The 26036-nt window shown below is 67.6% G+C and carries 23 protein-coding genes; 18 read left to right on the top strand and 5 right to left on the bottom strand.

What is annotated here, in order from left to right; genetic code table 11:
• Positions 1-25: 25 nt before the first annotated feature.
• From ACT54R_RS03545 to ACT54R_RS03575, 7 genes are all read left to right on the top strand, one after another.
• Entirely contained in the window at positions 26-235 is a 210-nt protein-coding gene (locus ACT54R_RS03545; RefSeq protein ID WP_476323718.1) for a hypothetical protein, read from the top strand.
• Positions 236-271: 36 nt separating this feature from the next.
• The gene (locus ACT54R_RS03550) at positions 272-1474 is read left to right on the top strand and encodes an ABC transporter substrate-binding protein (RefSeq protein WP_476323721.1); all 1203 of its coding nucleotides are present in this window, start codon (positions 272-274) and stop codon (positions 1472-1474) included.
• Positions 1475-1626: 152 nt separating this feature from the next.
• On the top strand, positions 1627-2295 hold the full coding sequence (locus tag ACT54R_RS03555; RefSeq protein WP_476323724.1) for an ABC transporter permease: 669 nt from the start codon (positions 1627-1629) through the stop codon (positions 2293-2295).
• Between the two features lie 227 nt (positions 2296-2522).
• On the top strand, positions 2523-3743 hold the full coding sequence (locus ACT54R_RS03560) for an acyl-CoA dehydrogenase family protein (RefSeq protein WP_476323727.1): 1221 nt from the start codon (positions 2523-2525) through the stop codon (positions 3741-3743).
• A 27-nt stretch (positions 3744-3770) separates the two neighbouring features.
• The gene (locus tag ACT54R_RS03565; protein ID WP_476323730.1) at positions 3771-4628 is read left to right on the top strand and encodes an ABC transporter permease; all 858 of its coding nucleotides are present in this window, start codon (positions 3771-3773) and stop codon (positions 4626-4628) included.
• Positions 4629-4631: 3 nt separating this feature from the next.
• Positions 4632-5414, top strand: coding sequence for an ABC transporter ATP-binding protein (locus ACT54R_RS03570; protein ID WP_476323733.1), 783 nt, complete (start codon positions 4632-4634; stop codon positions 5412-5414).
• A 34-nt stretch (positions 5415-5448) separates the two neighbouring features.
• Positions 5449-6513 (top strand): ABC transporter substrate-binding protein, encoded by a 1065-nt coding sequence (locus ACT54R_RS03575; protein ID WP_476323736.1) that lies wholly within the window; start codon positions 5449-5451, stop codon positions 6511-6513.
• 131 nt (positions 6514-6644) lie between these two features.
• Here the strand turns inward: ACT54R_RS03575 and ACT54R_RS03580 are convergent, their stop codons facing one another.
• Together ACT54R_RS03580 and ACT54R_RS03585 are read right to left on the bottom strand one after the other, a co-directional pair.
• Positions 6645-6968, bottom strand: coding sequence for a 4Fe-4S dicluster domain-containing protein (locus ACT54R_RS03580; RefSeq protein WP_476323739.1), 324 nt, complete (start codon positions 6966-6968; stop codon positions 6645-6647).
• A complete protein-coding gene (locus tag ACT54R_RS03585; RefSeq protein WP_476323742.1) occupies positions 6965-8590 on the bottom strand; it encodes an FAD-binding protein in 1626 nt (541 codons plus the stop codon). Before ACT54R_RS03585 ends, ACT54R_RS03580 begins: the two co-directional genes overlap by 4 nt.
• Before the next feature lie 212 nt (positions 8591-8802).
• Between ACT54R_RS03585 and ACT54R_RS03590 the strand changes: the two genes are divergently transcribed.
• The 5 genes from ACT54R_RS03590 to ACT54R_RS03610 all read left to right on the top strand — a co-directional run bounded on the left by ACT54R_RS03590 (position 8803) and on the right by ACT54R_RS03610 (position 13738).
• The gene (locus ACT54R_RS03590) at positions 8803-9771 is read left to right on the top strand and encodes a TauD/TfdA dioxygenase family protein (protein WP_476323745.1); all 969 of its coding nucleotides are present in this window, start codon (positions 8803-8805) and stop codon (positions 9769-9771) included.
• Between the two features lie 69 nt (positions 9772-9840).
• The gene (locus tag ACT54R_RS03595) at positions 9841-10941 is read left to right on the top strand and encodes an ABC transporter substrate-binding protein (RefSeq protein ID WP_476323748.1); all 1101 of its coding nucleotides are present in this window, start codon (positions 9841-9843) and stop codon (positions 10939-10941) included.
• 283 nt (positions 10942-11224) lie between these two features.
• Positions 11225-12106: an ABC transporter permease gene (locus tag ACT54R_RS03600; RefSeq protein ID WP_476323751.1), complete on the top strand. Its 882-nt coding sequence runs from the start codon at positions 11225-11227 to the stop codon at positions 12104-12106.
• Entirely contained in the window at positions 12096-12926 is an 831-nt protein-coding gene (locus ACT54R_RS03605) for an ABC transporter permease (RefSeq protein WP_476323754.1), read from the top strand. Before ACT54R_RS03600 ends, ACT54R_RS03605 begins: the two co-directional genes overlap by 11 nt.
• The gene (locus ACT54R_RS03610; protein WP_476323757.1) at positions 12923-13738 is read left to right on the top strand and encodes an ABC transporter ATP-binding protein; all 816 of its coding nucleotides are present in this window, start codon (positions 12923-12925) and stop codon (positions 13736-13738) included. Before ACT54R_RS03605 ends, ACT54R_RS03610 begins: the two co-directional genes overlap by 4 nt.
• A 3-nt stretch (positions 13739-13741) precedes the next feature.
• Here ACT54R_RS03610 and ACT54R_RS03615 read toward each other — a convergent pair whose 3' ends face one another.
• Both ACT54R_RS03615 and ACT54R_RS03620 read right to left on the bottom strand, forming a co-directional pair.
• Positions 13742-14872, bottom strand: a complete 1131-nt coding sequence (locus ACT54R_RS03615; RefSeq protein WP_476323760.1) for a cytochrome-c peroxidase — start codon at positions 14870-14872, stop codon at positions 13742-13744.
• Positions 14812-15651: a transporter substrate-binding domain-containing protein gene (locus tag ACT54R_RS03620; RefSeq protein ID WP_476323763.1), complete on the bottom strand. Its 840-nt coding sequence runs from the start codon at positions 15649-15651 to the stop codon at positions 14812-14814. Before ACT54R_RS03620 ends, ACT54R_RS03615 begins: the two co-directional genes overlap by 61 nt.
• Positions 15652-15824: 173 nt before the next feature.
• On the opposite strand from ACT54R_RS03620, the gene ACT54R_RS03625 reads away from it, so the two are divergent.
• From ACT54R_RS03625 to ACT54R_RS03640, 4 genes are all read left to right on the top strand, one after another.
• Positions 15825-16928: an ABC transporter substrate-binding protein gene (locus ACT54R_RS03625; protein ID WP_476323766.1), complete on the top strand. Its 1104-nt coding sequence runs from the start codon at positions 15825-15827 to the stop codon at positions 16926-16928.
• An 84-nt stretch (positions 16929-17012) separates the two neighbouring features.
• Complete coding sequence (locus ACT54R_RS03630; RefSeq protein WP_476323769.1) at positions 17013-17864, top strand: ABC transporter permease; 852 nt, start codon at positions 17013-17015, stop codon at positions 17862-17864.
• Positions 17865-17884: 20 nt separating this feature from the next.
• Entirely contained in the window at positions 17885-18670 is a 786-nt protein-coding gene (locus ACT54R_RS03635; RefSeq protein ID WP_476323772.1) for an ABC transporter ATP-binding protein, read from the top strand.
• Positions 18667-19119 carry a tetratricopeptide repeat protein gene (locus ACT54R_RS03640; RefSeq protein ID WP_476323775.1) on the top strand — a complete coding sequence of 151 codons (453 nt, stop codon included), beginning with the start codon at positions 18667-18669 and terminating at the stop codon, positions 19117-19119. The genes ACT54R_RS03635 and ACT54R_RS03640 overlap by 4 nt, the downstream gene beginning before the upstream one ends.
• A 223-nt stretch (positions 19120-19342) precedes the next feature.
• On the opposite strand, the gene ACT54R_RS03645 is transcribed toward ACT54R_RS03640, so the two are convergent.
• Positions 19343-20515 (bottom strand): glycosyltransferase family 4 protein, encoded by a 1173-nt coding sequence (locus tag ACT54R_RS03645; protein ID WP_476323778.1) that lies wholly within the window; start codon positions 20513-20515, stop codon positions 19343-19345.
• A 688-nt stretch (positions 20516-21203) separates the two neighbouring features.
• Here ACT54R_RS03645 and ACT54R_RS03650 point away from each other — a divergent pair.
• The gene (locus tag ACT54R_RS03650; RefSeq protein ID WP_476323781.1) at positions 21204-23312 is read left to right on the top strand and encodes a HEAT repeat domain-containing protein; all 2109 of its coding nucleotides are present in this window, start codon (positions 21204-21206) and stop codon (positions 23310-23312) included.
• A 226-nt stretch (positions 23313-23538) separates the two neighbouring features.
• Positions 23539-26013: an arylsulfatase gene (locus ACT54R_RS03655; protein ID WP_476326358.1), complete on the top strand. Its 2475-nt coding sequence runs from the start codon at positions 23539-23541 to the stop codon at positions 26011-26013.
• Positions 26014-26036: the final 23 nt, after the last annotated feature.

The raw sequence follows: 26036 nt of genomic DNA on the forward strand, positions 1-26036 counted from the left end.
AGATGGATCTCGATGGGGATGTCCCATGCTGTGTCACCCGCTCGGACGAGCGTGCCCTGCGCCAGAGGCGCTGCTGGTCGCAGACCGGGTGGTGCTCATCGGCGGCGCGCTGGCCCGGCAGGTCGCGAGCTGGACCCTCGATCTGCCCAAGCCGCGCGGTGACGAGGTGGCGGCCCTCGGGGCGCTCCGCATCGACATTCTGAAGGCGCTGCGCGGCGCCGTCCGCCGCCACTGACGCAGCCAAAGAGAATCTGGCGAAGAAGACCCCACCATGTGCATGGCCTGCCTTCCCCGCGGCGGCTTTTCCCGCCGCGAGATGCTGAAGCTCTCCGCTTTGTTCACCGCCGCCGGCGCCCTCCCCCTGCTGCGCGCCGCCGAGGCCCGCGCGCAGGATCAGGACGCCCCGGTGCGCATCGGCTACCTGCCCATCACCGATGCGACGCCCCTCCTCGTCGCCCATGCCAACGGCCTGTTCGAGGCCGAGGGCCTGAAGGCGGAAAAGCCCGTCTTGCTCCGCAGCTGGGCGCAGGTGATCGAGGCCTTCATCTCCGGTCAGGTGAACGTCATCCACCTGCTCTCGCCCATGACCATCTGGGCGCGCTTCGGCTCGCGGGCCCCGGCGCGCGTCGTCGCGTGGAACCATGTCAGCGGCTCGGCCCTCACCGTGAGCCCGGATATCGGCAGCGTCGCGGATCTGGGCGGCAAGACGATCGCCGTGCCGTTCTGGTACTCCATCCACAATGTGGTGGTGCAGAACCTGCTGCGGGAAAACGGCCTGACCCCGGTGACCAAGAAGACCGGCGCGCCCGCGGCCAACGAGGTCAATCTCGTGGTGATGGCCCCGGCCGACATGCCCCCCGCCCTCGCCACCCGTCAGGTGGCCGGCTACATCGTCGCCGAGCCGTTCAACGCGGTGGCGGAAACGCAGGGCATCCGCAAGATTCTCCGCTTCACCGGCGACGTGTGGAAGGACCACGCCTGCTGCGTCGTCTTCATGCACGAGCGCGACCTCGACGGGCGACCGGAGTGGTCGCAGAAGGTGGTGAATGCCATCGTGAGGGCGCAGCTGTGGACCCGCGCCAACCGCGCCGAGACCGCGCGCCTCCTCTCCAAGGAGGGGCCGAACCGCTACACGCCCCACGCCCAGGCGGTGCGCGACAAGGTGCTATCCCCGTCCGAGGCGGACACCGAGGCCTATCTGAAGTCCGGCGCCATCCGCCATGCGGACTGGAGGGAGAAGCGCATCGACTTCCAGCCCTACCCGTTCCCCAGCTACACGGAGGAACTGGTGCGCCGCCTCAAGGGCACGCTGATCGAAGGCGATGCCACCTTCCTCGCCCAGCTCGACCCCGCGACCGCGGCGAAGGAACTGGTGGACGACCGGTTCGTGAAGACGGCACTGGCGGCCTCCGGCGGCCTGCCGGCGTTCGGCTTTCCGGCCTCCTTCGACCGCACCGAGGTGATCGCGCCTTGAATGCGGAGCCGCAGCGGGAGTCCTTCGTCTCCGGGGACAAATCTGGGACCGCCGCGCGGCCGAGCGGGGCGGCGCGGCACCGCTTTGGGCGCGCGCTGCTCGGCATCGCCGGCCTCGTCGTGCTGGTCGCCCTCTGGTAGCTCGGGACGGAAGTGCTGGCCGCGCCGGGGAGCTTCGCGCGGCGCTTCTCGCCCGCGAGCGCCTTCGCCAGCCTCGGCGAACTGCTGCCGCATTCCGATCTGCCCATCCATGTCTATGTGAGCCTCCAGCGAATCGTCATCGGCCTCGGATTCGCGCTCGCCATCGGCGTGCCGCTGGGGCTCGCCGCGGGCACCTTCGGCGCGCTGGAAGCGGCGACGACGCCCGCCTTCCAGTTCCTGCGCCTGATCTCGCCGCTGTCGTGGATGCCGCTGGCGGTGATGGTGTTCGGCGTGGGCGACCGGCCCATCTATTTCCTGCTCGCCTTCGCCGCCGTGTGGCCGATCCTCCTGTCCACCGCCGCCGGCGTGCGCCAGCTCGACCCGCGCTGGCTGCTGCTGGCGCGCAGCCTCGCGGCCACGCGGTGGGAAATGCTCTCTCGGGTGATCCTGCCGGGGGTCGTGGGGCACATCCTCACCGGCGTGCGGCTCGCCATCGGCATCCTGTGGATCGTGCTGGTGCCATGCGAGATGCTGGGCGTCTCGGCCGGGCTCGGCTATTTCATCCTCGATACCCGCGACCGGCTCGCTTATTCCGAGCTGATGGCCATGGTGCTGCTCATCGGCGTGCTCGGCTTCGCCCTCGACGCCCTCGCCCGCGCCCTCTGCCGCCGCTGGTCCTGAGCCCAAAGCCCATCCCTTGACGCAAGGCGGCCCGCCCGGTGCCGAACCGCACGCGGGCGGTCCCGGCTGCGCGCGGGGGCGGCATTTCCTATTGTCTATTATTTCGATCTAAATTATAAAATAATTGCAGATCGCCCGAACCTTCGCCGCTGCCGCGGGTGGCAAGAGGGCGCGCCTTCCCGGTGCCTGGGCGGCTCTGTCCTTCCCTGAATCAAGAGGTTCGCGCCGTGACCATCGCCGCCCAGAAGATCGTTGCAGCGCCATCCTCTTCTCTCGCTGGACCGGCGGAGCTGGCCCCCATCATCGCGCGCATCGCCGCGAGCCGCGCCCCGGCGGGACGCAGCCCGCAGGATGTGCGGGCCGATGTCGAACTGTTGCGCGCTGCCGGCTTCGGCGCCTTCCGCCTGCCGAAGGCCGAGGGCGGCGCCGGCGCTTCCGTCCCCGATCTGATCGGCGTGGTGATCGCACTCGCCGAGGTCGATTCCAACCTGCCGCATGTGCTGCGCAACCATTTCCTCTTCGTCGAGAAGGCCCAGCGCTCCAAGGCCAGCCCGAAGTTCGCCCGATGGCTGGATGCGGTGCGCGCCGGCAAGCTGTTCGGCCTCGGCGCCAGCGAGACCGGCATCCAGAACATCGGCGCGGGCGGCGGCAACACCGTGGTGCGGCCGGAGGGCGCGGGCTTTGTCCTCGACGGCGTGAAATACTACAGCACCGGCAATGCCTTCGCCGACTACATCTACGTCAATGCCCGCACCCCGGAGGGCGTGCCTGTCGCCGCCGTCGTGCCACGCAAGCGCGAGGGCGTGAGCGTGCTCGACGACTGGGACGGCATCGGCCAGGAGCTGACGGCCTCGGGAACCACCACCTTCTCCGGCGTGAAGCTCTCGGCGGACGAGGTGATCGTCCAGGCGCAGGACGAGGTGCCGGTGCCGCACGACGCCACCCTCGCACAGCTCTACCTCACGTCCATCGTCACCGGCATCCTGAAGGCGGTGGCGCGCGATGCGGCGGGGCTGATCCGGTCCCGCGACCGGAACTTCTACCACGCCACGGCCGCGCAGCCGGCGGAAGACCCGCAATTGCAGGAGGCGCTCGGCCGAATCGCCAGCGCCGCCTATGTGGCGGAGGCCGCCGTGCTGCGCGCCGCCGAGGCGCTGGACCGCGCCATCGACAGTGCCCGCGCCGGTGCACCCGATGCGGAGCTGTTCGAGGAGTCGGCGCGCCGGGCGGCGCAGTCCAAGGTAGTGCTGGACGGGCTCGCCCTCGATGCCGCGAGCCGGCTGTTCGACGTGGGCGGCGCCTCGGCCGCCACCCGCCGCGCCGGGCTCGACCGGCACTGGCGCAACATCCGCACCTTGGCCTCGCACAACCCGGTTTCCTACAAGGCCCGCGCCCTCGGCCGGCAGTTGCTCGACGGCACGCCGCTGCCGTCCGCCGCCTTCTTCTGAGGCCGCGCGCCGAAGCCGGGATCATCCATGACCGACACAGCCACGGCCTCCGCCTTCCCTGCCCCCGGGAAGATCGCCCTGAAGCTCACGCCCCGGCCGCGCGCGGGTCGGCTCAAGCTCGTCGGCGCGGATGCCGCGCGCCTCGTGCTGCCGCTCGCTCTGCTGGCGATCTGGCAGGGCGCCTGCTCGTTCGGCTTCATCAGCCCGCGCACGCTGGAATCGCCGGTGGCGGTGGTGGGTGCGCTGGTGGAGCTGACCGTCTCGGGCGTGCTGTGGGAAAGCCTTGTCGCCTCCTTCAAGCGGGCCTCCGCCGGCTTCCTCATCGGCGGCGGATTGGGGCTGGGGCTCGGCATCGTCGCGGGCCTCTGGCGCACCGGGGAGCGGGCCTATGACGCGCTGCTGCAGATGCTGCGCATGGTGCCGTTCCTCGCCGTCATCCCGCTGTTCGTCATCTGGTTCGGCGTGGACGAGGAGCCGAAGATCCTCCTCATCGCCCTCGCCTGCATCTTCCCGGTCTATCTCAACACCTTCTCCGGCGTGCGCAACGTGGACCCGAAGATCATCGAGGCGGCCACCGTCTTCGGCATGAGCAGGGCGGCCATCGCCACCGAGATCGTCGCGCCGCTGGCGCTGCCCTCCATCATGGTGGGCGTGCGCTATGCCATGGGCGTCGCGTTGCTCTCGCTGGTGGCGGCCGAGCAGGTGAACGCCACCTCCGGCATCGGCTATCTCGCGCTCAATCCGCGCGCCTCGCTGCGCACCGACATCATCCTCGGCGTGGTGCTGCTCTATTCCGTCCTCGGCCTTGCGGTCGATTTCCTCATCCGCATCGCCCAGAGCCGGCTCCTGCCATGGCATCGCAGCGTGCTCGAAAAGGCGCGCTGAGCCATGAACCAGGCCATCCGCACCCCCCTCCTGCCCGCCGAGGCCGTGCATTTTCAGGAGGAGGCAGTTTCACTCAAGGGCGCTGCCAAGGGCTTCGGCGGGCGCACCCTGTTCGAGGGGCTGGACCTCACCATCCGCCGGGGCGAATTCGTGGCGCTGCTCGGTGCCTCCGGCTCGGGCAAGACCACGCTGCTGCGCATCCTGCTGGGCCTCGACACGCTGGATGCCGGCGTCGGAGAGGTCGCGACGCCCCGGGCGGCGGTGTTCCAGGAGCCGCGGCTGGTGCCCTCCCAGCCCGTGTGGCGCAACGTGCTGATGGGCGTGCCCCGCCGCGCCCGCCAGCGCCGGCAGGCCCTCGATGCACTGGCCGAGGTGGGCCTCGCCGATCACGCCGATGCCTGGCCCGTCACCCTCTCCGGCGGGGAGGCGCAGCGGGTGGCGCTCGCCCGCGCGCTGGTGCTCGAACCCACCTTGCTGCTGCTCGACGAACCCTTCGCCGCCCTCGATGCGCTGACCCGCCTCAAGATGCAGGATCTGGTGCGCCGCCTGTGCGCCCGCCACCACCCCGGCACGCTGCTCGTCACCCACGACGTGGACGAGGCGGCGCGTCTCGCCGACCGCGTCCTGGTGCTGCGCGACCGCCGCCTCACCCTCGACGCGACCGTGGGCGAGGCCCGCGACGGGACCACGCCCGCCGGTGCCCGGCTGCGCGCCCGCCTCTATGCCGAACTCGGCGTCGACCCGCTGGGGCTGGAAGCCACCGGCGCGTCCGGCCGCGCGCCTTGACCTTCGTTTCCCCTGACCAGCCAAGGACCCACCGATGACCCGTTTCCCGACGAAACCGCCGTTCTCGCGCCGCCGCGCGCTCGCCCTCGCTTTGTCCTCGGCGCTCGCCATCGGGCTTGGCGCCTCCGCCTCGGCGGCTGAGCCGGACCTCTCCGGCGTCACCCTGCGCATCGGCATCTTCGAGGATGTGACCCGCGACGCCATCGAGGCCACCGACTTCCTGAAGGGCACGCCCTACAAGATCCAGTGGGCGCGGCTCAACGGCGCCGGGCCGACCGTGCAGGCGCTGGGCGGCAATGCCATCGACATCTCCTGGGGCCTCAGCGACACGGCGGCCGCCAAGGCCTCGTCCGAGGACCGGCAGAACTGGACCGCCCAGAACGCGCCCATCAAGGTGGTGGCGCTGCTGAAGCCCCTGGATGAAGAGAAGTTCTCCAACAGCCTCATCGCCGCTCACAAGAGCGCCGGCATCAAGACGCTCGCCGATCTCAAGGGCAAGACCTACGCCTATAACGAAGGCGGCAACATCAACGCCCTCGCACTGCTCGGCCTCTACGCCGCCGGCCTGACCACCAAGGACGTGCAGGTGCGCCTGCTGACCTATGACGCAACCTCCACCGCCCTGATCGCCGGCGCAGTGAATGCCGCGCCCGTCACCCGCGCCCGCGTCGCCGATGCCCTCGCGGACGGCACGCTCATCGAGATCGCGCGCGACATCGACGTGGGCTTCCCCGGCTTTGTCTCGGTCACCGCCCGCACCGCCGCCGTCGATGATCCCAAGCTCGGCCCGGCCATCGGCGATTTCCTCAACCGGCTGGCCCGCTATCTGCGCTGGGCTTCGAGCCGGCCCGAGGAGACCGCGAAGTCCTATGTGAAGACCCAGCAGCTCGCCGAACGCGATGCCCTCGCCGCCGCGCGGGCCAAGGCCGTGACCCTCATTCCCGTCAACCCCGGCAGCCCGGGCTTCGAGAAGGAGATCGCAGCCACCGAAAAGCTGGTGAAGGCCGGCTTCTATCCCCGCCCGGTGGATTTCGCGACCGTGGTAGACGGCCGCTACGCCGAGCAGATTCTCAGCGGCGACAAGGCCCCGACCAATTAATTGGGCGCCGCGGTGTCGGCGGGGGGCGGGCCCCGCAAGCGTCACCTGAGCTGTCCTGACAGACAAACGAAAGCGGCTCCTGCCATGGGCAGGAGCCGTTGCCTTTTGGGCTTCGTAAAGCGCCTGTCCCGCTACTTCGCCGACAGCACCGCGTGCATGGCGTCCACCGAGCGTCTGGTGGCGGTGGCGGGGGTCCAGCCGATGGCGGCGCGATAGGTGCCGAGCGGCAGCGGCGCGTCCGCCTCACCGGCGAGGCCGAGGGGCGTCCCGGCCGTTGGCGCCACGTAGAGCGCATCCTCGGGACAATACAGCTCGCACATGAAACAGGTCTGGCAATCCTGCTGCCGAGCGATGGCCGGGGGACCGGACGGGGACGGCGCGAACACATTGGTGGGGCACGCGGCGACGCAGATGTTGCAGCCGGTGCAGCGGGCGGCGCTGATGATCTCGATCATGCCGCGATCCCCTCGCCCGCGCGCTGTTCCACGACATCCGCCGCAAGGGGCGGGGCCGGCCGGTGGGCGACGAACACCGCGTCGAGCCCGCCCGAGGTGAGGAGGTGGCGCTGGGCCGGGTCGGCCGCCGCGTGATCGATCCGCCGGTGCATCCCCCGGCTCTCGGTGCGCGCGAGGGCGCTGCGATACATCCAGCGGGCCACCGCCGTCATGGCTACCGCCTCGCGGGCCCGCAGCACGTTGGCCGCATCGGCCGGAGCGGAGGCGGCAAGGCGCGCCCACTGGCTGTCGAGCCGTTCGAGGGAGCGCGTCAGGCCCTCCTCGGTGCGGAAATAATTGCGGTCGAAGGGATGGACCTCGCCCACCACCGTCCGCGCCGCCTCGGCGGGATCGAAGGGGCGGGCGCCGGCATCCCGCAGCCCCACGGTGCCGGCGCCCCGGCGCACACGCCCGTCCCGGACGTGGCGGCCGAACTCCCACGCGGCACGGCCGGCCCAGCGCCCGGACGAGACCGCCCAGGCCGCATTGTGGCTGCCGCCGCCGGTGAACCCGCCACAGATCAGCTCGCGCGTGGCCGCATCGCCTGCCGCATAGAGGCCCGGCACGCGGGTCGCGCAGGTCTCGTCCACGATGCGCAGGCCTCCGGTGCCGCGCACCGTGCCTTCGAGGTGGAGGGTGATGGGGAAGCGATCCGTGAACGGATCGATGCCCATGCGATCGAACGGCAGGAAGAAATTGGGCTGGGCCGCGCGCATGTTGGCCTGCATGGCCGCATCGGCGCGGTCGAGGCGCGCGAAGACGCGGCCCTTCTGGAGATGGCGGGCGATCACCGAACGCCCGCCGTTGGAGGCGGCTCCGGGGATCACCTCTCCAGCCTCGTCGGTGAAGGTCGCCCACTTGAAGAACAGGGTCTTGGTGACGGAGGCGAAATCCGCCGCGATGGCATAGGCGTTGGAGAATTCCATGCCGGAAAAGTCCGCCCCCGCTTCCGCCGCCATGAGGTGCCCATCGCCGGTGAGGGCGGTGCAGCCGAGCGCGCGGGAGAGGAAGGCGCAGCCGCCGGTGGCGATCACCACCGCGCCCGCATTCACCTGCCAGCCATCCCCCTGCTGCCGGCGGATGCCACGCGCGCCGGCCGCCGCGCCGGCCTCGTCCACCAGCAGCTCCAGCGCCGGGGCATGATCGAGGATGCGCACGCCCGCGCCCTTGGCCAGCTTGCGCATGAGGCGCATGTATTCCGGCCCCTGCAGCGACACGCGGATGAGATTGCCCTCGCCGTCCACGGGGAAGGGATAGCCGCGCGCGCCAAGTTCATGGAGGGCCGCGTGGGTGGTCTCCAGCACCCGGGCCGACCAGTCGCGATCGGCGAGAAAGCCGCCCAGCGCCTCCCGGCTGACGATGGCGGCGGCACGCAGCTTCGGGTCCGGCTCGACATACCAGATGGAGGTGCCGGACGGGGCGGTGGCGCCGGAGGTGCCGCAGAAGCCCTTGTTCGCCAGCACCACCCGCGCCCCCGCGCGCGCCGCCTCGAAGGCGGCCCAGGTGCCCGCCGGACCGCCGCCGAGCACGAGCACGTCGCAGGTGAGGTGGAGCCCCGAGGGGGGCGAGGAGGAAAAGCCCATGGGGAATGCCTTCGCAAGGATGGCCCGTGCGACCCCCGCCTCGCGCATCGGCGGAGGGGACGGGCAGGCCGCGCCAAATAACGACAATTTATTGTTCATTTAGTTTATAGACTTAATTGAAATTATCAAGATTAATATCCCTCGGCCGCCCGGCGAGGTGCGGTCGCCGAGATGCGGTCCCTTGGTCCGCTGCAGCCTGTCAGGAGGCCCCATTGAGCGCTTCGATCAGCACCCTTCCCAATTCGCCCGAGCCCGTCATTCCCGAGAGCGACATCATCCCGCTCTCTGGCCGCATCGGCATCGAGATCCGCAACGTGCGCCTCGCCGGCGACCTGCCGCAGCCGCTGTTCGACGAGATCCACCGCCTGCTGCTGAAGCACAAGGCGCTGTTCTTCCGCGACCAGCACCATCTGGACGACGCTGCGCAGGAGGCGTTCGGCGCGCGCTTCGGCGGGCTTGTCCCCCACCCGACTATCGGGGCGCTCACCGGCACCTCCTCGGTGCTGGAGCTGGATACCCGCCGCACCGGGGAGCGCGATTCCGGCCAGGGCGCCGGCCGGGCCGACCAGTGGCATACCGACGTGACCTTCGTGGACGCCTACCCGAAGATCTCGGTGCTGCGCGGCGTGGTCATCCCGGCGGCCGGCGGCGACACCGTGTGGTCCAACACTGCCGCCGTCTACGATCACCTGCCCGCGCCGCTGCGCCAGCTTGCCGACAGCCTGTGGGCGACCCATTCCAACGCCTACGACTATGCCGCCGTGCGCCCCCACGCCACCGCCGACGACCGGCAGGTATTCGACCGCACCTTCACCAAGACCGTGTTCGAGACCGACCATCCTGTGGTGCGGGTGCATCCCGAGACGGGCGAGCGCTCGCTGGTGCTGGGCAATTTCGTGCAGCGCTTCGTCGGCCTCAACAAGGGCGACAGCCAGAAGCTCTACGACCTGTTCCAGAGCCACATCACCGCGCCGGAGAACACCGTGCGCTGGCGCTGGCGGGCCGGCGACGTGGCCATCTGGGACAACCGCTCCACCCAGCACTACGCGGTGAACGACTATGGCGACGCCCATCGCGTCGTGCGTCGCGTGACCGTGGATGGCGAGGTGCCGGTGAGCGTGGACGGCCGCACCAGCGTCACCCGCAACCGCTTCGACAAGCCGACCGACCGCGCCGCCTGACCTCGCGGAGGCCGGCGGATGGTGTCCCGCCGCCGGCCTCCCCCTCGCCATTTCTGGAGTTCGAGATCGATGCCCGCCCTGCTCCGTCCTTTCGCCCGCGCCGTTTACGGGCTGGCCTGCCTCGCCCTTCTCACTCTCCCCGCCGCGGCGGAGACGGTGATCCGCTTCGGCCATCCCGGCGTCGGTGCCGAGCAGCGGCCCTATTCCTATGGCGACGCAACCACCTATGCCCGCGCCCGCGAATTGATCGAGAAGGAGTTCGCGAACGACAAGGACGTAAAGATCGAATGGACCTTCTTCCGCGGCGCCGGCCCCGCGCTGAATGAATCGGTGGCCTCCGGCCAGCTCGATTTCTTCCTGCTGGGAGACCTGCCCGCCATCGTCGGCCGCGCGCGGGGGCTGAAGCACAAGTTCATCTTCGCCACCGGGCGCAACAACCCCATCTTCCTCGCCGTGCCCACCGACAGCACCATCACCAAGGTGGAGGACGTGAAGGGCAAGAAGGTCGCCCTGTTCAAGGGCACCAATTTGCAGAACGCCACCGACCGCATCCTCGCCTTGCACGGGCTTTCGGAAAGGGACGTGCGCTTCATCAATCTCGACGCCAACGCCGCGGTCGCCGCCCTGACCTCCGGCAATGTGGATGCGGTGTTCGGCGGGCAGGAATATCTGCCGCTGGCGGCCAAGGGCGTGGTGAAGATCGTCTACACCACCAAGGGCGACGACCCGACGCTGGGGCGCAATTCCTCCTACTTCGTCACCGAGGCCTTCGCCGCCGCACACCCGGACATCACCCAGCGCGTGGTGACCGCCTTCATCAAGGCCGCCCATTTCATCTCGCAGGACGAGAACCGCGACGAGGCGTTCGAGGCCTGGGCACTTTCGGGGCTGCCCAAGGAGACCTTTGCCACCAATTTCGAGGGCCAGCGGCTCTCCCTCATCGTCAATCCGCTGATCGATGACTATGTGGTCGCCCGCTACAAGGAACAGGCCCAGGCCGCCAAGGACTACGGCCTGCTCAAGGGCGATCCCGACATCGACCACTGGTTCGACCGCACCTATCTCGACGCGGCGCTGAAGACGCTGAAGCTCGACGATTTCTGGTCCACCCGCGACGGGCGCGGAAACATCGAGACGCGCGGGCGCATCGACCAGAAGGCGTCAAACTAGCGGGCGGCACGCAGGCTCGACGACGGACGGAGGCTGATGCGCCCGCGCCCCGCGCTCCTCGTTCAGCCGTCGTGCCCCGGCTTGTCCGGGGAATCCACCGGGCCGCGCATCGGGTGTTTCCGGCCAGATACCGCGCCCGGCCATGCCGTGGATCCCCCGCACGAGGCGGGGGATGACGAACGGCGAAAACACGAGGAACGACCATAGCGCGCGGTTGGGCATCGGCGAGCGGCAGGACCGGTTCAAAGCGCCGGCACGCAGCAGAGACGGAAGGTGACACAGCATGAGCCTTGCAGAGACGCTCGACAAACCGGCCTTCGACACATCGCCCCGCGACGGCGCCGCGGCCGATACCGCAGCCCGGCGACGCGCCCGCCGGCGTGGGCCCTCCCGCCCGACGGCCCTCGGCTCGGTCTTGCTCGGCCTCTCCTTCCCCTTGGCCTTGCTGGTGGCCTGGTGGTGGGCGGCGCGCCTCGGTCTCGTGCCGGAACAGATCCTTCCCGCGCCAGCGACCATCTATGAGACCGTCTCCAGCCTCATCGCCGACGGCTCGCTGGCCACGCATCTCGAAGTCTCCACCCACCGCGTGCTGGTGGGCTTCGGCCTCGGCGCCCTGTTCGGCCTCGTCTTCGGCGCGGCGGCGGGGCTTTCGCCCACCGTGCGGGCCTTCCTCTATCCGCCGGTGCAGGCGGTGGCGCGGGTGAATGTCCTCGCCTGGATGCCGCTCCTCACCTTGTTCATGGGCATCGACGAGCCTCTGAAATACGTGGTCATCGGCTGGTCGGCAGCGATCCCCATCATCCTCGGTACGGCGCGCGGCATCGAGAATGTCTCGCCGGCCTTCCGGGAACTCGGGCGCGTGCTGCACTTCAACACGCGGGACACCCTGCGCCTCGTGGTGCTGCCCGGCGCGGTGCCCTCCATCTTCGCCGGCCTGCGCGAGGGGCTCGCCAATGCGTGGCAGACGCTGGTGCTGGCCGAGCTTTTCGCCTCCTTCGAGGGGCTGGGCTATCTGATGACCTGGGGCCGGCAGCTGTTCCAGCTCGATCTCGTCATCATCGCCATGATCGTGGTGGCCCTCGCCGGCCTTGCTATGGACCTCGTCCTGCGCTGGGTGGAGCGCCGGGCGCAGCCGTGGAAGCGGGGGACGCGCGATGTCCATTGACACCGCCACCGCTTTGCCCGCCGAAGCCCGCCCTGAAACACGGCAAGCCAGCGCCCGGCGCGGCGGGACGCCCCGGCTGAACTGGCGGCCATGGGCCGCATTCGCGGCCCTGCTCGCCGTGTGGTTCGCCGCCCATCGCTTCGGCTGGGTGCCGGCCAAATACCTGCCCTCGCCCGTTGCCGTGGTGCAGCGCCTGGTGCGCGAGGTGACGACGGGCACGCTGCTCCACGACCTGCACGAGACCCTGCGGCGCAATCTCTCCGGCCTCGTCATCGGCGTCGCGGCCGGCCTCGCGCTGGGGGCGCTGCTGGGCGCCTCCTCCCTCGTTGGGCGCATCGTCGGGCCAACCGTGCTGGCGCATCGGCAGACGGCGCTGTTCGCCTGGGTGCCGCTGCTCGCCATGTGGTTCGGTGGCGGCGACACGGGCAAGATCACCTTCATCGCCGTGGCCGCCTTCCAGCCGGTGGTGATCGGCACATGGCGCGGCATCAGCCTCGTGCCCTCGACCTATCGCGAACTGTCGGACGTGCTGCTGCTGAGCCGCTGGAACTACATGCGGCTCGTCGCGCTCCCCCACGCCCTGCCGATGATCTTCACCGGCCTCCACGGCGCCCTCATCTATGCGTGGCTCGCTACCGTGGGCTCGGAGCTGTTCCTCAACATCTCGCCCGGCCTCGGCGGGCGGCTGAACGAGGGCAGCCAATTGTTCGAGATCGACCTCCTGTTCCTCGTCATCCTCCTCTTCGGCCTGATCGGCCTCGGCTTCAATACTTTGGCCGAGCGCGCCGAGGCTCTCCTGATCCGCTGGAACAACCGATGAATGCCCCTTTCCATTCTCCGTCCCCGCAGGCTCCTGCAACCGCCGTTCCGGCCCTCGACATCCGCCATGTGAGCAAGGCCTTCGTGGTGGACGGCAAGGCCGTGGAGGTGCTCTCCGACATCTCGCTCTCGGTGGAGGCGGGCAGCTTCGTGAGCATCGTCGGCGCCTCCGGCTGCGGGAAGTCCACCTTGCTGCGCCTCATCCTCGGGCTCGATCTGGACTATGCCGGCGACATCCGCCTCGACGGGCGGGCGGTGGAGGGGCCGGGGCCGGAGCGCTCCATCGTCTTCCAGGAACACCGCCTGCTGCCGTGGCTGACGGTGGAGGGCAATGTGGGTGCCGCCCTGCTGCATTCCGGGCAGGACGCGGCCGCCCGGCGGCGGTCGGTGGCGGAGCATCTGGAGCTGGTGGGGCTGGAGGCCTTCGCCAAGGCCTATCCGGCCCAGCTCTCCGGCGGCATGGCCCAGCGCGTCGCCATCGCCCGGGCGCTGGCGAACCGCCCCCGCTTCCTGCTGCTGGACGAGCCTCTGGGCGCCCTCGACGCCCTCACCCGCCTGCGCCTGCAGGGCGAGCTGAAGCGCATCGTCGCCCACGAGGGCGCCACTGCGCTGCTTGTCACTCACGATGTGGACGAGGCGGTGTTCCTCGGCCATCGCGTCGTGGTCCTCCACCCCCGCCCCGGCCGCATCGCCGCCGTGCTGGAGGTGCCTGAGGAGGCCCGGGCCGATCGCTCCAGCCCGGCCTTCGTCGCCCTGCGTGACCGGGTGCTGGAACTGCTCGGCGTCTCCCTGGGCGAAGGGCGGGCGCGGTGACAATCACAGGGCACCGAGGAAGGCGACCAGCGCCGCCTTCTCCGCATCGGTCAGGCCGAGGGGACGGATGTGGGGCGAGAGGCGGGCGGCGTCCCGGTAGAGGGGACGGGCCGCCTCCTCCGCGTTCCGCGCCCATACCTCGCCACCTCCGCGATCATAGAAATTGACCACGCCGGCGAGGGTCGGAAACAGTCCGTTGTGGAAATACGGCTGACTGGCACCGACATGCCGTAGAAACGGGGTCCTGAACCGACCGACATCGTCTCGACTGTCAGTCGCCTCGAACCGCCCGAGATCCTGCGCCGGCTCGCCGAAGAAGGAGAGCCGCAGATTGTGGAACAGGCCATCGGAAAGCGTTGGCCCGAAATGACAATTCACGCATCTCGCCTTGGTGCGGAAGAGGTGCAGGCCGGCAAGTTCGGTGTCGTTCAGGGCAGTGTGATCGCCGCTGACGAACAGGTCGAACCGGGTGGGGATGTCGATAGTAATCAGGTAGGCAATCAGGGCTTCCGCCAGGGTCCACGCGGTCAGCCCCTCAGCTCCGAAGACGGCCCGGAACTCCCCCTCCAGCTCGGTCCGGGCGATGCGGGCGAGGGCTGAATTCAGGTCCCGCCCCATCTCGGAGGGGTCGCTCAAAGGCGCGAGAACGCGGGCGGAGAGGTCGCTGCCCCGGCCATCCCAATCGAACAGGCTCCGTGTCGCAACCAATTGCAATGACGGCGGATTTCTCCGCCCCTTCGCGCCGCCGATCCCCCGCCCGACCCGCTCCGGCACGCTGAATCCATGTCCCGGATCGTGGCAGGAGGCGCAGGCGACCTGCCCGTCCTCTGACAGCCTCGGATCAGCGAAGACCTTTGCCCCCAGCAGCGCTGCCGGTCCGGACGGCTGAGGCGGGGGCGGCACCCCCATCTCCACAAAGGCCACATCGGCATCAACCTCTGCCCGCGGCCATGAACCGGGCGGCCCGGAATAGGCCGCCCGCAGATCTCGGCCGTGCTCACCCGCGTGCGAAAAGCCAATACCCGCAAGGCTTAGCGCCGCGAGCAACGCCGGCTGGAGGACGCGAGCAAGCTTCAATGGCAGTCCGCCGCCACCTGGTCGCGATAGACCTCGAACGAGACAGTGGACGCCCATTTCTCCCGCCGCTGCCGCCAGCGCTCCGGGCTCGTCCCCTGCTTGAGCACCCCGGCAATTGCCCGAGCCAGATCGGCATTTCCAGGTGCCACGGCCACCACCAGTGACGTCGGCTCAACGGCCGGGAGGGTGGCGGAGAATTTCTGCCACGAGAGCTTGGTGAACAACGGATCGAGCAGCACCCGGTCGTGGATGGCGGCGTCGCAGTCTCCGGTGCGCACACGCATCAGCGCAAGCGCCGGAGCACGCTCGATTTTCACCGTCGCACCGAGGCGCTGGGCGAGATCGCGGCCGTGCTGGTTGGCCTCCGAGGCGCAGACCACCCGCCCCTTCAGCTCATCCCAGGACGAGAGCGGACGGTCCGAACGCATGGCGATGCTCAAACCCGACTCGAAGCCCGTTTCCACGACCCTCATTCGCCGCCGGAGCTCGTCCGCCGTGCCGAGACGCGCCAGCACAACATCGACCTTCCTCGAAGCCAGCGCCCGCGCGGCCTCATCCGCCCCCACGAGAACGAGGACCGGCCGGACCCCGAGCCCATCAGCGATCTCGGACGCGAGGTCCAGATCGAAGCCCTCCTCGGCATAGAGCCGCATGTCGGGCGTTTCCGGGGGTGGCAGCCAGCTGACGCCGATGCGCAGCGAGGCGCTGGCGCCGGTATTCGCGTGCGCATCTGCGCCCTTGGGGATGACCACAAGGAGGGCGGCACCAATCGAGCCAGCCAAAGCAGCCACGACCATGGCCGCGAAAAAGAGAGGGGGCCGGTGGAGCCGGGCCATGAGTTTTCTAATCCCCTGACACCATTGAAAGAACCGCCACCGAAAGACGGCGGGCGGCGCCGGCGGCGAAATCGGCGCTTGATATTTTCTATAAAATCACTCGATTATATCGAAATTGCAAGCCGGGCTGTTGGCCGGCGCTGCTCCGCCCACCATCCTTCGGGAGAAAATCCATGCTCCGCCCATCCCTGCCGACTTCCCGGACCGGACGCGCCCTCACCGTCTCGGCGCTTGCCGCCTCCGCCCTTCTGGCGACGGCGCTCTCCAGCGGCAGCCCGGCCGCACGCGCGGATGAGCCGCTGACCGCAATCAATCTCCAGCTGACGCCCTGGACGGTGATCGCGCAGGAGAAGGGCATCTTCAAGGATGAGTTCGACCGCATCGGCGTGAAGAAGGTGAACCTGATCGCCTCCGGCGGTGCCGACCTCGTGGGCGCGGAATCGGCGGCGGTGAACAACGGTGCCATTGCCATCGCCCAACGCATGATCTATCCCGCCACGGTGCATCGGGCGAACGGTCTTGATGGCGTGGTGATCTGGGCCTCAGAGCCCTCCAACCGCTATCGCGCGCCCATCCTCGCCCGCGCCGACAATGACAAGATCAATTCGGTGGCCGATCTCGACGGCAAGAAGTTCGGCTCCAGCCGCATCTCCTGCTACTGGTCCTCGCCGTTCGAAATGACCACTAAAGCTGGCCTGCCGTTCGATTCCCGCGACAAGCAGGGGCGCATCCGCTACACCTCCATCGACAATTCGGCGGTGGCGATAACGTCCGTGCTCACCGGCGCCACCGATGCCACCACGGCGCATCTCGCGGCCGGCGCCTTCGCTGGGGCCTGGCTCTCCGGCAAGCTCAAGGTGATCGGCCGCTCGCCCGATGACGGCGTCTACGTGAACAACGCCGGCCGCGTGACCTACTTCGCCCGGCGCGATTTCGTGAACAAGTACCCGCAGGTGGTCAAAGCCTTCCTGTCGGCCCGCGAGCGCACCCGCGAATGGACCTACGACCACGTGGACGAGGCGGCGCAGATCGTCGCCGACAAGACGCGAGTCCCCGTGGAGGTCGCCAAGTTCCAGATCAGCCATGCGGGCGAGTGGGAATTCATGGCGGGCGAGCCCAACGCCGACCGGGCCCGTAACGCCATCAAGACGTTCCAGGCCTGGTACGTGGCCAATGGCGACGACATTCTCGCCGAGCGCGGCCTGACCGAAGCGCAGATCGACGCCTTCATCGACGGACGCTTCTTCGCCGGCGGTGAATACTCCATCTACAACTGATCGGTCCCGGCCTGATCTCCACCGCCGGGACGCGAGCCCGGCGGTGTCGTCCTTCCCCTCCCGCGCACAGCCGGACGCTCCAGCATGTCCCACACATCCGACACCATCGAGGCCGCGGCGGTCGAGGCGGCCACCGTCGACCTCCCCACGCACGCCGACGAGCCCGGTCGGCGCGGCCTGAGACTGCCCAATCTCACCGGCTTTATCCTGCCCTTCTTGATCTTCGTCCTGTGGCAGACCGCAGCGACCTACAGATGGATCGATCCTGTCTTCCTGCCCGCGCCGGTCACGGTGGTGACGGCCTTCTGGAAGATGCTGACCAAGCAGAAGCTGGCCTTCGACTTCCTCGCCTCCATCAATATCGTCGGGCAGGCTTTCATCTACGGATCGGCCGCCGCGCTCCTGCTCGGCATCGCCGCCGGGCTGTCGCGCAAGGTGGAGGAATTCTTCGGTCCCACCTTCGATACCATCCGCCACATTCCCGGCATCGCCTGGCTGCCGCTGATCGTTCTGTGGCTCGGCATCGGAGCGCCGGCGAAGATCCTGGTCATTGCCAAGTCCGTCTTCTTCCCGGTGTTCCTGAATACCCTGCAGGGCATCCGCAACGTGGAAAAGAACTACATCGAGCTTGCCAAGGTGCTCACGCTCACCCGCTGGCAGCTGATCCGCAAGGTGATCCTGCCCGCCGCCATGCCGTCCATCATGGTGTCGCTGCGCTATGCGGCGGGCCTCGCCTGGGCTCTCGTGGTGGTGGCGGAGGGGCTATCCGGTCTCGAAGGCCTCGGCTTCCTCATCTTCCGCGCCCAGGGCTTGCTGCTCACCGACCAGTTGCTCGTCTGCATGGTCATCATCGGCCTCGTGGGCTTCGCCATCGACCGCTCCATGTTCCTCGCGCAGAAGCGCGTGCTGAAGTGGAAGCAGGGCTACGACGGCTGAAGCGGACAAAGGAAAAGACCATGGCCACGCCCGGACATCTCAGCATCCGCAACGTCTCGAAGACCTATTCCCTCCCTGGCCGCCCGCTGGTGAACGTGCTGTCACGCGTCAATCTCGACGTGGAGCCCGGCGCCTTCGTGACCATCGTCGGCCCTTCGGGCTGCGGCAAGTCCACCCTGCTGCGGCTCATCGTCGGCCTCGATGACGACTACAAAGGCGAGATCGAGCTGAACGGCAAGCGCATCGTCGGCACGGCGCTCAGCCGCGGCATCGTCTTCCAGGATCATCGCCTGCTGCCCTGGCTGACGCTGGAGCAGAACATCGGTCTCAGCCTCGAGAATTCCGGCTGGACGCGGGCGGAGAAGGACCTGGCGGTGCGCGAGCACATCGCGCTTGTCGGCCTCTCCGGCTTCGAGAAGGCCTATCCGCACGAGCTGTCCGGCGGCATGGCACAGCGCGCCGCCATCGCCCGCGGCCTCGCCAGCCGCCCGGAAATCCTGCTGCTGGACGAGCCGCTGGGAGCCCTCGACGCCCTCACCCGTATCCATCTGCAGGACGAGATCCAGCGCATCTGGGAGGTGGAGGGCGTCACCATGATCCTCGTCACCCACGACGTGGAAGAGGCGGTCTTCCTCAGCAACAAGGTGGTGGTGATGGCGGCAAAGCCCGGTCGCATCGTGGAGACGCTGGACATCGACCTCCCCTTCCCCCGCGACCGGGCCGACGGCACGTTCGTGGCCCTGAAGCGGCGCATCCTCGCCGCCATGGGAGAGGATGGCGGCAAGCCTGCCTCCCACGCGGCATGAGCCCGCGCGCCCGCCTGGCCGGCGCCCTGCTCGCGCTGCTCGCAGCCGCCAGCCCGGCGGGGGCGATGGACACCGCCCCCTCAACGGATCTGCCGGACCTCTCGGAAAGCCGCGCTGCCCTCTATGCTGGCGACTACGAGCGGGCACTCGCCCTGCTCGAACCGCTCACCGCCACAGTGCGCCACGCCGATCTCTACAATCTGCTCGGCTACGCCAACCGCAATCTCAAGCGCTACGATGTGGCGGCGCGCTGGTACAAGGAGGCCCTGTTTTACGATCCGGTCCACCGGCCGGCGATCGAATATCAGGGGGAATTGTTCATCGCCGTCGGCGACTTCAAGAACGCCGAAAAGAACCTCGAGCTCCTGCGCCTCCTGTGTTTTCCGTCAGGCTGCGAGGAACACGAGAAGCTGCGCAAGGCCCTGATCGCTGCGGGACGCAAGCCCTGAAGGTTTTCGATCAGCCGCCTGGGAAGAAGCCGTAGGGCAGACGCGGGCAGGCTGCTTTGGGCCAATTCAGGCTGCCCGGGTTGAAAGGCCGACACGTTTGCGGCGTGTAGAAGTCAGGAATTATGCGTTCGGTTGCAAAGGCGCGCACTCCGCCAATTCAAGAATAGGGGCGGTGGAGCTTTTAAAAAAGACTGACCCCCGAATTCGCCATAAATACAAAAATCTAAGTGAGAATATATGACTTCAGGGCGGCCGAATGGTGAATCCACGTGCGCCCTTCATTTATGATCCACTGAGCCCCACGGGCACCAATTTCCTTTCGGGCTTCGCTATCTGTAAATAAAATCTCTAGGGCAGAGACAATTTCCTCAACGCTACTTTCTCCCCAACCTTCCGTGCCGACTGATTTCGACGCGACGGGACCCTGAACGCTCAGAGCGAAACAATTGTTATTTCCAACCAAGTCGCGGACGCCCGTGTTATTGGCGAGAATTACCGGAATCCCGCAAGCCATTGCCTCTTTCGCGGGGAGATTTGTGGCCGCCTCGCATCGTGACACTTGTATCGCGCAATCCATTTCGCGTAAAATTGCTGGGATCAATGGGTTAGGCATCGGTGGCAATTCCAAAAACTGACTGCCGGCGATCCCATTCTCGGCAACCCATCTCTTCACGTCCAGCACGCCTCTGGCATCCATTCGAAGCGGGGATTTCAACTTGCCCTGGAAGCCCACAGAGCCCTGTGGCCACGGAGAATGCCAAGCAGCGACCAGAACGGCCTCTTTGTGGCGCGCCGCAAACTCGCGAAATGCCAACAGTACCAGATCGTGTCCTTTTCGAAACTCGATCTTTCCACCAGAAAATATGTAAAATTTACCGGGATCGAGAACCCCGGATTTTCGGCCAGGGAAGAACTGTGAAGCATCTACCCCCTCATAGATCATCTTCACCGGCTTTCCGCTCGTCGCCCTTAAAATATCTGCACTCCAGTTTGAAGCACACAGCACATCGTCGTGGCTCGCCAACAACTGACGAGCGTTGTCTACACGCGTATCCTCCACCACACACCGAGCGATTGTTCGCCGTCCTTTGAAGTGAGGCGCCGCTGCCGCGACGAACCGATTGCCGAACCCATTCACCACGATGAGGTCCTTTGCAGCGGCGCCGGTCTTGTCGGCGATTAGGCCAGCCAGAAATGTATTGGATCTGATCACGGCGGGACCCATTGCGAACATGCGCAGGGGATCCATGGCCTGAACATCGGCCGGTCCGATCGGCCGGCCCATTAATGGCTGCACATCTGGATCGATCGCCCAATGTTGGAAAATGTTCAACCCCAGCAGCCCCCAGCCAAAATAATTATTGGCTTGCCAATTCAACAAAATTTTTTGATGCATTTATTTCTCCAAATAAAAAACGAATTTATCGCACGAAATTAAGACAGCTTCGCGTACGAGACAGTGCTCCTCCGCGTGTAACCTTTAAGTGCAGATTGGCGGGTTTGTGCTGAGGTTTCAACCGGAAACTCGCGCATAAGCTGTAGGGCGCGTCACTGCCTATCGCCGACACCGGGAGCCTGTTGCCAGCCTGGATGTCCGCAACCAGGCATTTCAGGCTGCCCGCGTTGCAAAGGCCGAAACCTTTGCAACGCTTAGAAGTCAGGATTTTCGCGACAAGTTTCCTCACCGCGATGGCCGCCATTCGCGGCCATATTCCGGCTGATGCAATGGAGAGATGAGTGCGCTAGAGATGAGGTCGTGCCCCATGGGGCAGCGAGGACGAACCAACGCCTGGTCTTCATTGCTGGCCATATGCCGTGGAAGGTAGAAGAGGATGCGGCTCAGGAGCATCCTGTCGGTCGTGTTGGCTGGCCTCCTCACGGCCTCGATGATCTCTTTCGTCGCGGCGGTGAGGACCGACCGCGACAAGCAAACGGGGGCCTTGGCCGCACCTGCCGAACTTTCATCCGGCGGCATCGGAGCGTTAACGCCGCAGGCGCCGGAAGGATATGTCGGTTCGGCGGCATGCGAGGGCTGCCATGCGGCCGAGGCCAAGGCTTGGCTGACCTCCCAGCATTCCGGCGCCATGACCCTTCCGACGGAAGCGACCGTCAAGGGCCGCTTCGATGGGGCGGAGGTCGGCCATGGGCCGGCGAGTGCCCGCTTCTTCCGGGAGGGCACGGGCTATCGGGTGGAGATCGCCGGTTCGGACGGGAAGCGGACGGTCTACCCCATTGCCTATACCTTCGGGCTCGATCCGCTTCAGCAATATCTGGTTGCCATCCCGGATGGGCGGGTGCAGGCGCTGCCCTTCGCCTATGATACGCGCCCCGCGTCCGAGGGTGGCCAGCGGTGGTTCCACCTTTATGGCGAGGAGGCGCCCATGCCGGGCGACCCGCTGTTCTGGACCGGCCCGCAGCAGAACTGGAACCACATGTGCGCGGAATGCCATTCCACGGCGCTGCGCAAGGCCTACGATGCTTTGGCCGACCGCTTCGATACACGCTTCTCCGAAATCAGCGTCGGCTGCGAGAGCTGCCACGGCGCCGGGGCAGGCCATATCGCCTGGGCGAAGGGCCCGCGCGATCCGGCGACGCCTCATGCGGGATTTGCCAGTGCCGCCGCGCTCCGGTCGAGCGTCGACTGGACCCCCGACACGAAGACCGGCAGCCCGACCCAGGGTGTCGAGCGCGCGGCGGGGGACGTTGTGGAGACATGTGCGCGCTGCCATGCCCGGCGCGGCGCCTTCTCCGAAAGCTGGCAGCCCGGCCAGCCACTGACGCAGACCCACATGCCTGTCTTGCTGGAGCAGGGACTGTTCGAGGCGGACGGGCAGAACCAGGACGAGGTGTTCAACGATCACGCCTTCAAGCAGAGCCTGATGTACAGACGTGGCGTCGCCTGCACCGATTGCCACGATCCCCACACCGCGGCCCTGAAGGCGGCGGGCGCGGCCGTGTGCAGTCAGTGTCATCTGCCCGAGCGCTTCGCGGTCCAGAGCCACACCGGCCACGCGCCGGGGCCGGGCGCGCCGGATTGCATCGGCTGCCATATGCCGAAGCGCACCTACATGGTGATCGACACGCGCCACGACCATTCCTTCCGCATTCCGCGCCCGGATCTCTCCGTCGCGCTCGGCACGCCCAATGCCTGCACCGACTGTCACACCGACAAGCCGGCGAGCTGGGCCGCCGAGGCGGTCGCGCGCTGGCATGGGCCGGAGCGCAAGGGCTTCCAGAGCTGGGGGCCTGCGCTTCATGCTGCGCGCCTTGGGGCAGCCGAGGCCCGTGCGACCCTTGTCGCACTGGCGGGAGATCGGGACGTGCCGGGCCTCGTTCGGGCCACCGCCGTGAGCGCGCTGGCGCAGTTCCCCGCGCGGACAAGCGAAGCGGCGGCTCGGGCGGCCCTCGCCGATCCCGATCCCATGGTCCGTGTGGCGGGGCTGCGAACCGCGGCCGGCCTGCCGCGCGAGGAGCGCTGGCGCAGGGCCGCGCCGCTCCTCGTGGACCCGTCCGCTGCGGTACGGATGGAGGCCGCAGACCGGCTCGCCGATGTTCCGCCGGATGAGGTGAGCGAGCCCGAGCGCAGCCGCCTCCTTGCCGCGTTCAGCGAATACGAGGCCGCCCAGAGGCTGAATGCCGACCGGGCAGATGCGCGGGCCAATCTCGGCAACTTCCTCCTGCGCCGGGGCGATGCAACCAAGGCTGAGGCGGAGTTTCACGCCGGCCTGAGGCTGGACCCCACCTTCGCACCCCTGCGCATCAACCTCGCGGACCTCTATCGGCGACAGAGGCGCGAGGCCGAGGCCGAGGCAGCGCTGCGCGAGGGGCTCGCGTTGCGGAACGATGCCGCCCTCGACCACGCGCTCGGGCTCGCTCTCGTACGGCAGAAGCGGTACGACGCGGCGCTCGCGGCGCTCGCGGCCGCCCGCGCGCTGGCGCCGGCCGAAGCGCGCTACGCCTATGTGGAGGCGATCGCCCTGCAATCGCTTGGCCGCCAGTCCGAGGCTCTGGACGTGGCCCGGCAGGGGCTGGAGCAGAGCCCGAACGATCCATCCCTGATCGGGCTTGTCCTCAATGCCGCGCTGGGGGCGGGAGACATGGGCCGCGCCCGCGAATTGGCCGCTCGCCTGGCCGGCCTTCAGCCGGACAATGCCGAAGTGGCACGCCTTGCCGCACGGCTCGGCGCACGCTGACAGGCGTCCGCAACGAGGTCCTCGATACCGCGCGCGCCAGAACCGCTCCGACTTCGCCGCAGGAAGCGTCCGGAGCCGCGCGCAATGATCAAGGTCAAAGAGCGCGCGGTGCAGGGGGCATATTTTACCGCTCGCTCCGTGAGAGGTCCGGCGCGCAACAACCATTGCCTGCAAAGGGAGGGGCGTCATGTCCCGGTCGTTCTACTTGCGGTGCATCGCCATCGCGATGGTCCTTCCGCTGACGGCAGAGGTTCGGGCCCAGGATATTCGCGGAGCGCCGGGGTCACCGGATGCAGTGATGACCCTGCCGGGCCTTCAGCTGCCCGCGCCGTCTCCAGCCTTCTCCGGCCGCATCCTTCCCAATGCCGTGGACAGCACCCAGGCTTGGCCGCCGCAGGTGATGCCGCCTGCCGCGGCGCCGAACGTACTGCTCATCCTCACCGACGACGTGGGCTTTTCCGCCCCCTCCACCTTCGGCGGCGTGATCCCGACGCCGACGCTGGACGAAGTGGCGAACGAGGGCCTGCGCTACACCACCTTCCACACCACCGCCTTGTGCTCGCCGACGCGCGCGGCGCTGCTGACGGGTCGGAACCATCACCACGTCGGCTTCGGCGACATCAGCGAGCTCTCCACCGGCTATCCCGGCTACAACGCGATCATTCCGGCCGAGACCGCCACCATCGGCGCCATTCTCAAGCAGAACGGCTATGCCACGGCCTGGTTCGGCAAGGATCACAACGTGCCGCCGTGGGAGGCGAGCACCGCCGGCCCCTTCACCAACTGGCCCATCGGGCTCGGCTTCGACTATTTCTACGGCTTCGTCGGCGGCGACACGAGCCAGTGGCAGCCGGGCAACCTGTTCCGCAACACGACGCCCATCCATCCCTATGACGGCCATCCCGGCTGGAACCTGACCACGGCCATGGCGGATGACGCCATCGACTACATCCGCCGAAACGTGGAGATCGCGCCCACCCGGCCCTGGTTCATCCATTACGCGCCCGGAGGCACCCACGCGCCTCACCACCCAACCAAGGAGTGGGTGGACAAGATCGAGCAGATGCACCTGTTTGACGAGGGCTGGGAGAAGCTGCGCGAGCGCATCTTCGCCAACCAGAAGAAGCTCGGCGTCATTCCCGCCAACGCCGAACTCCCGGCCTGGCCTGCCGACATGCTGAAGCGCTGGACCGAACTCACCGACGTGGAGAAGAAGCTCTTCATCCGGCAGGCCAACGTCTATGCCGCCTACCTTGCCTATACCGATCACGAGATCGGGCGCGTCATCGACGAGGTGAAGCAGCTCGGCCAGCTCGACAACACGCTCATCATCTACATCAGCGGCGACAACGGCTCGAGCGCGGAAGGCTCGGTCAACGGCACGCCCAACGAGGTGATGTATTTCAACGGCGTCGCGCTCAATGCCGAAGAGCAGATGCCCTGGTACGACGTGTGGGGCACCGACAAGACATACAACCACATGGCGGTGGGCTGGACCTGGGCCTTCGACACGCCCTATCGCTGGACCAAGCAGGTGGCCTCGCATTTCGGCGGCACCCGCAACGGCATGGCCGTCTCGTGGCCGGCGAAGATCAAGGACCATGGCGGCATCCGCTGGCAGTTCCACCACGTCATCGACATCGCCCCGACGATCCTCGATCTCGTCGGCATTCCCCAGCCCAACTTCGTCAACGGCATTGCCCAGCGGCCCATGGACGGCGTCTCCATGGCCTATACGCTGCCGGCACAGAACGCCTCGCTGCCTTCGACGCGAAAGACCCAATATTTCGAGATCCTCGGTAATCGCGCCATCTACAACGAGGGCTGGATCGCCAGCACAACCCCGCCGGTGCCGCCGTGGGCCAAGATCACCGATCCGCGCCCGGCCGACGTGATGAACGGCTATGCCTGGGAGCTTTACAAGCTCGCCGACGACCCGACGCAGGTGCACGACCTCGCCAAGGCCCAGCCGCAAAAGCTGAAGGCAATGCAGGAACTGTTCATCATGGAGGGCCAGAAGAACCAGGTCTTTCCGTTGAACAATTCGGCCACCGCTATGATCAATCCGCGTCCCGGGCCGGCGGCCGGGCGCACCCGCTTCGTCTATACCGGCCCCTCCTGCTGCACCCAGGCCAATGCCGCGCCGAGCATCCTCAACCGCTCGTTCCGCATCACCGCCGACATCACGGTTCCGGCGGACGGCGGCAGCGGTGTGCTGGTCACCCAGGGCGGCCGCTTCGCCGGCTGGGGCCTCTATCTGAAGGACGGCAAGCCGACCTTCACCATGAACCTGCTCGACCTGAAGCGGCCGAAATGGCAGACGGCCCAGGCGCTTTCCGGCGGGCGGCACACGCTGGTGTTCGACTTCACGCTGGACCAGCAGGGCGAGATCCCGTTCGGGCACGGCGGAACGGGCGTTCTCTCCGTGGACGGCAAGGAAGCCGCGAAGCTGACCCTGCCCCATACGACCCCATTCACCTTCGCCTGGGACGAGACCTTTGACGTGGGCCAGGACACCGGCACGCCGGTGGACGACGCGGACTATCAGGTCCCGGCCCTGTTCACTGGAAAGATCGGCTCCATCGCCATCGATCTCGGGGCAGGCTCGGTCTCGCTGGACTCGATCAATGCCTGGATGAAGCAGGCGACCAGCCGAGACGTCGAGCGCCCGGCACCGGGCGTCGCGCCAACGGCGAAATAGATCCGGGAAGAAGGGAAGAGGTT

The sequence above is a fragment of the Xanthobacter sp. DMC47 genome (assembly GCF_056313845.1).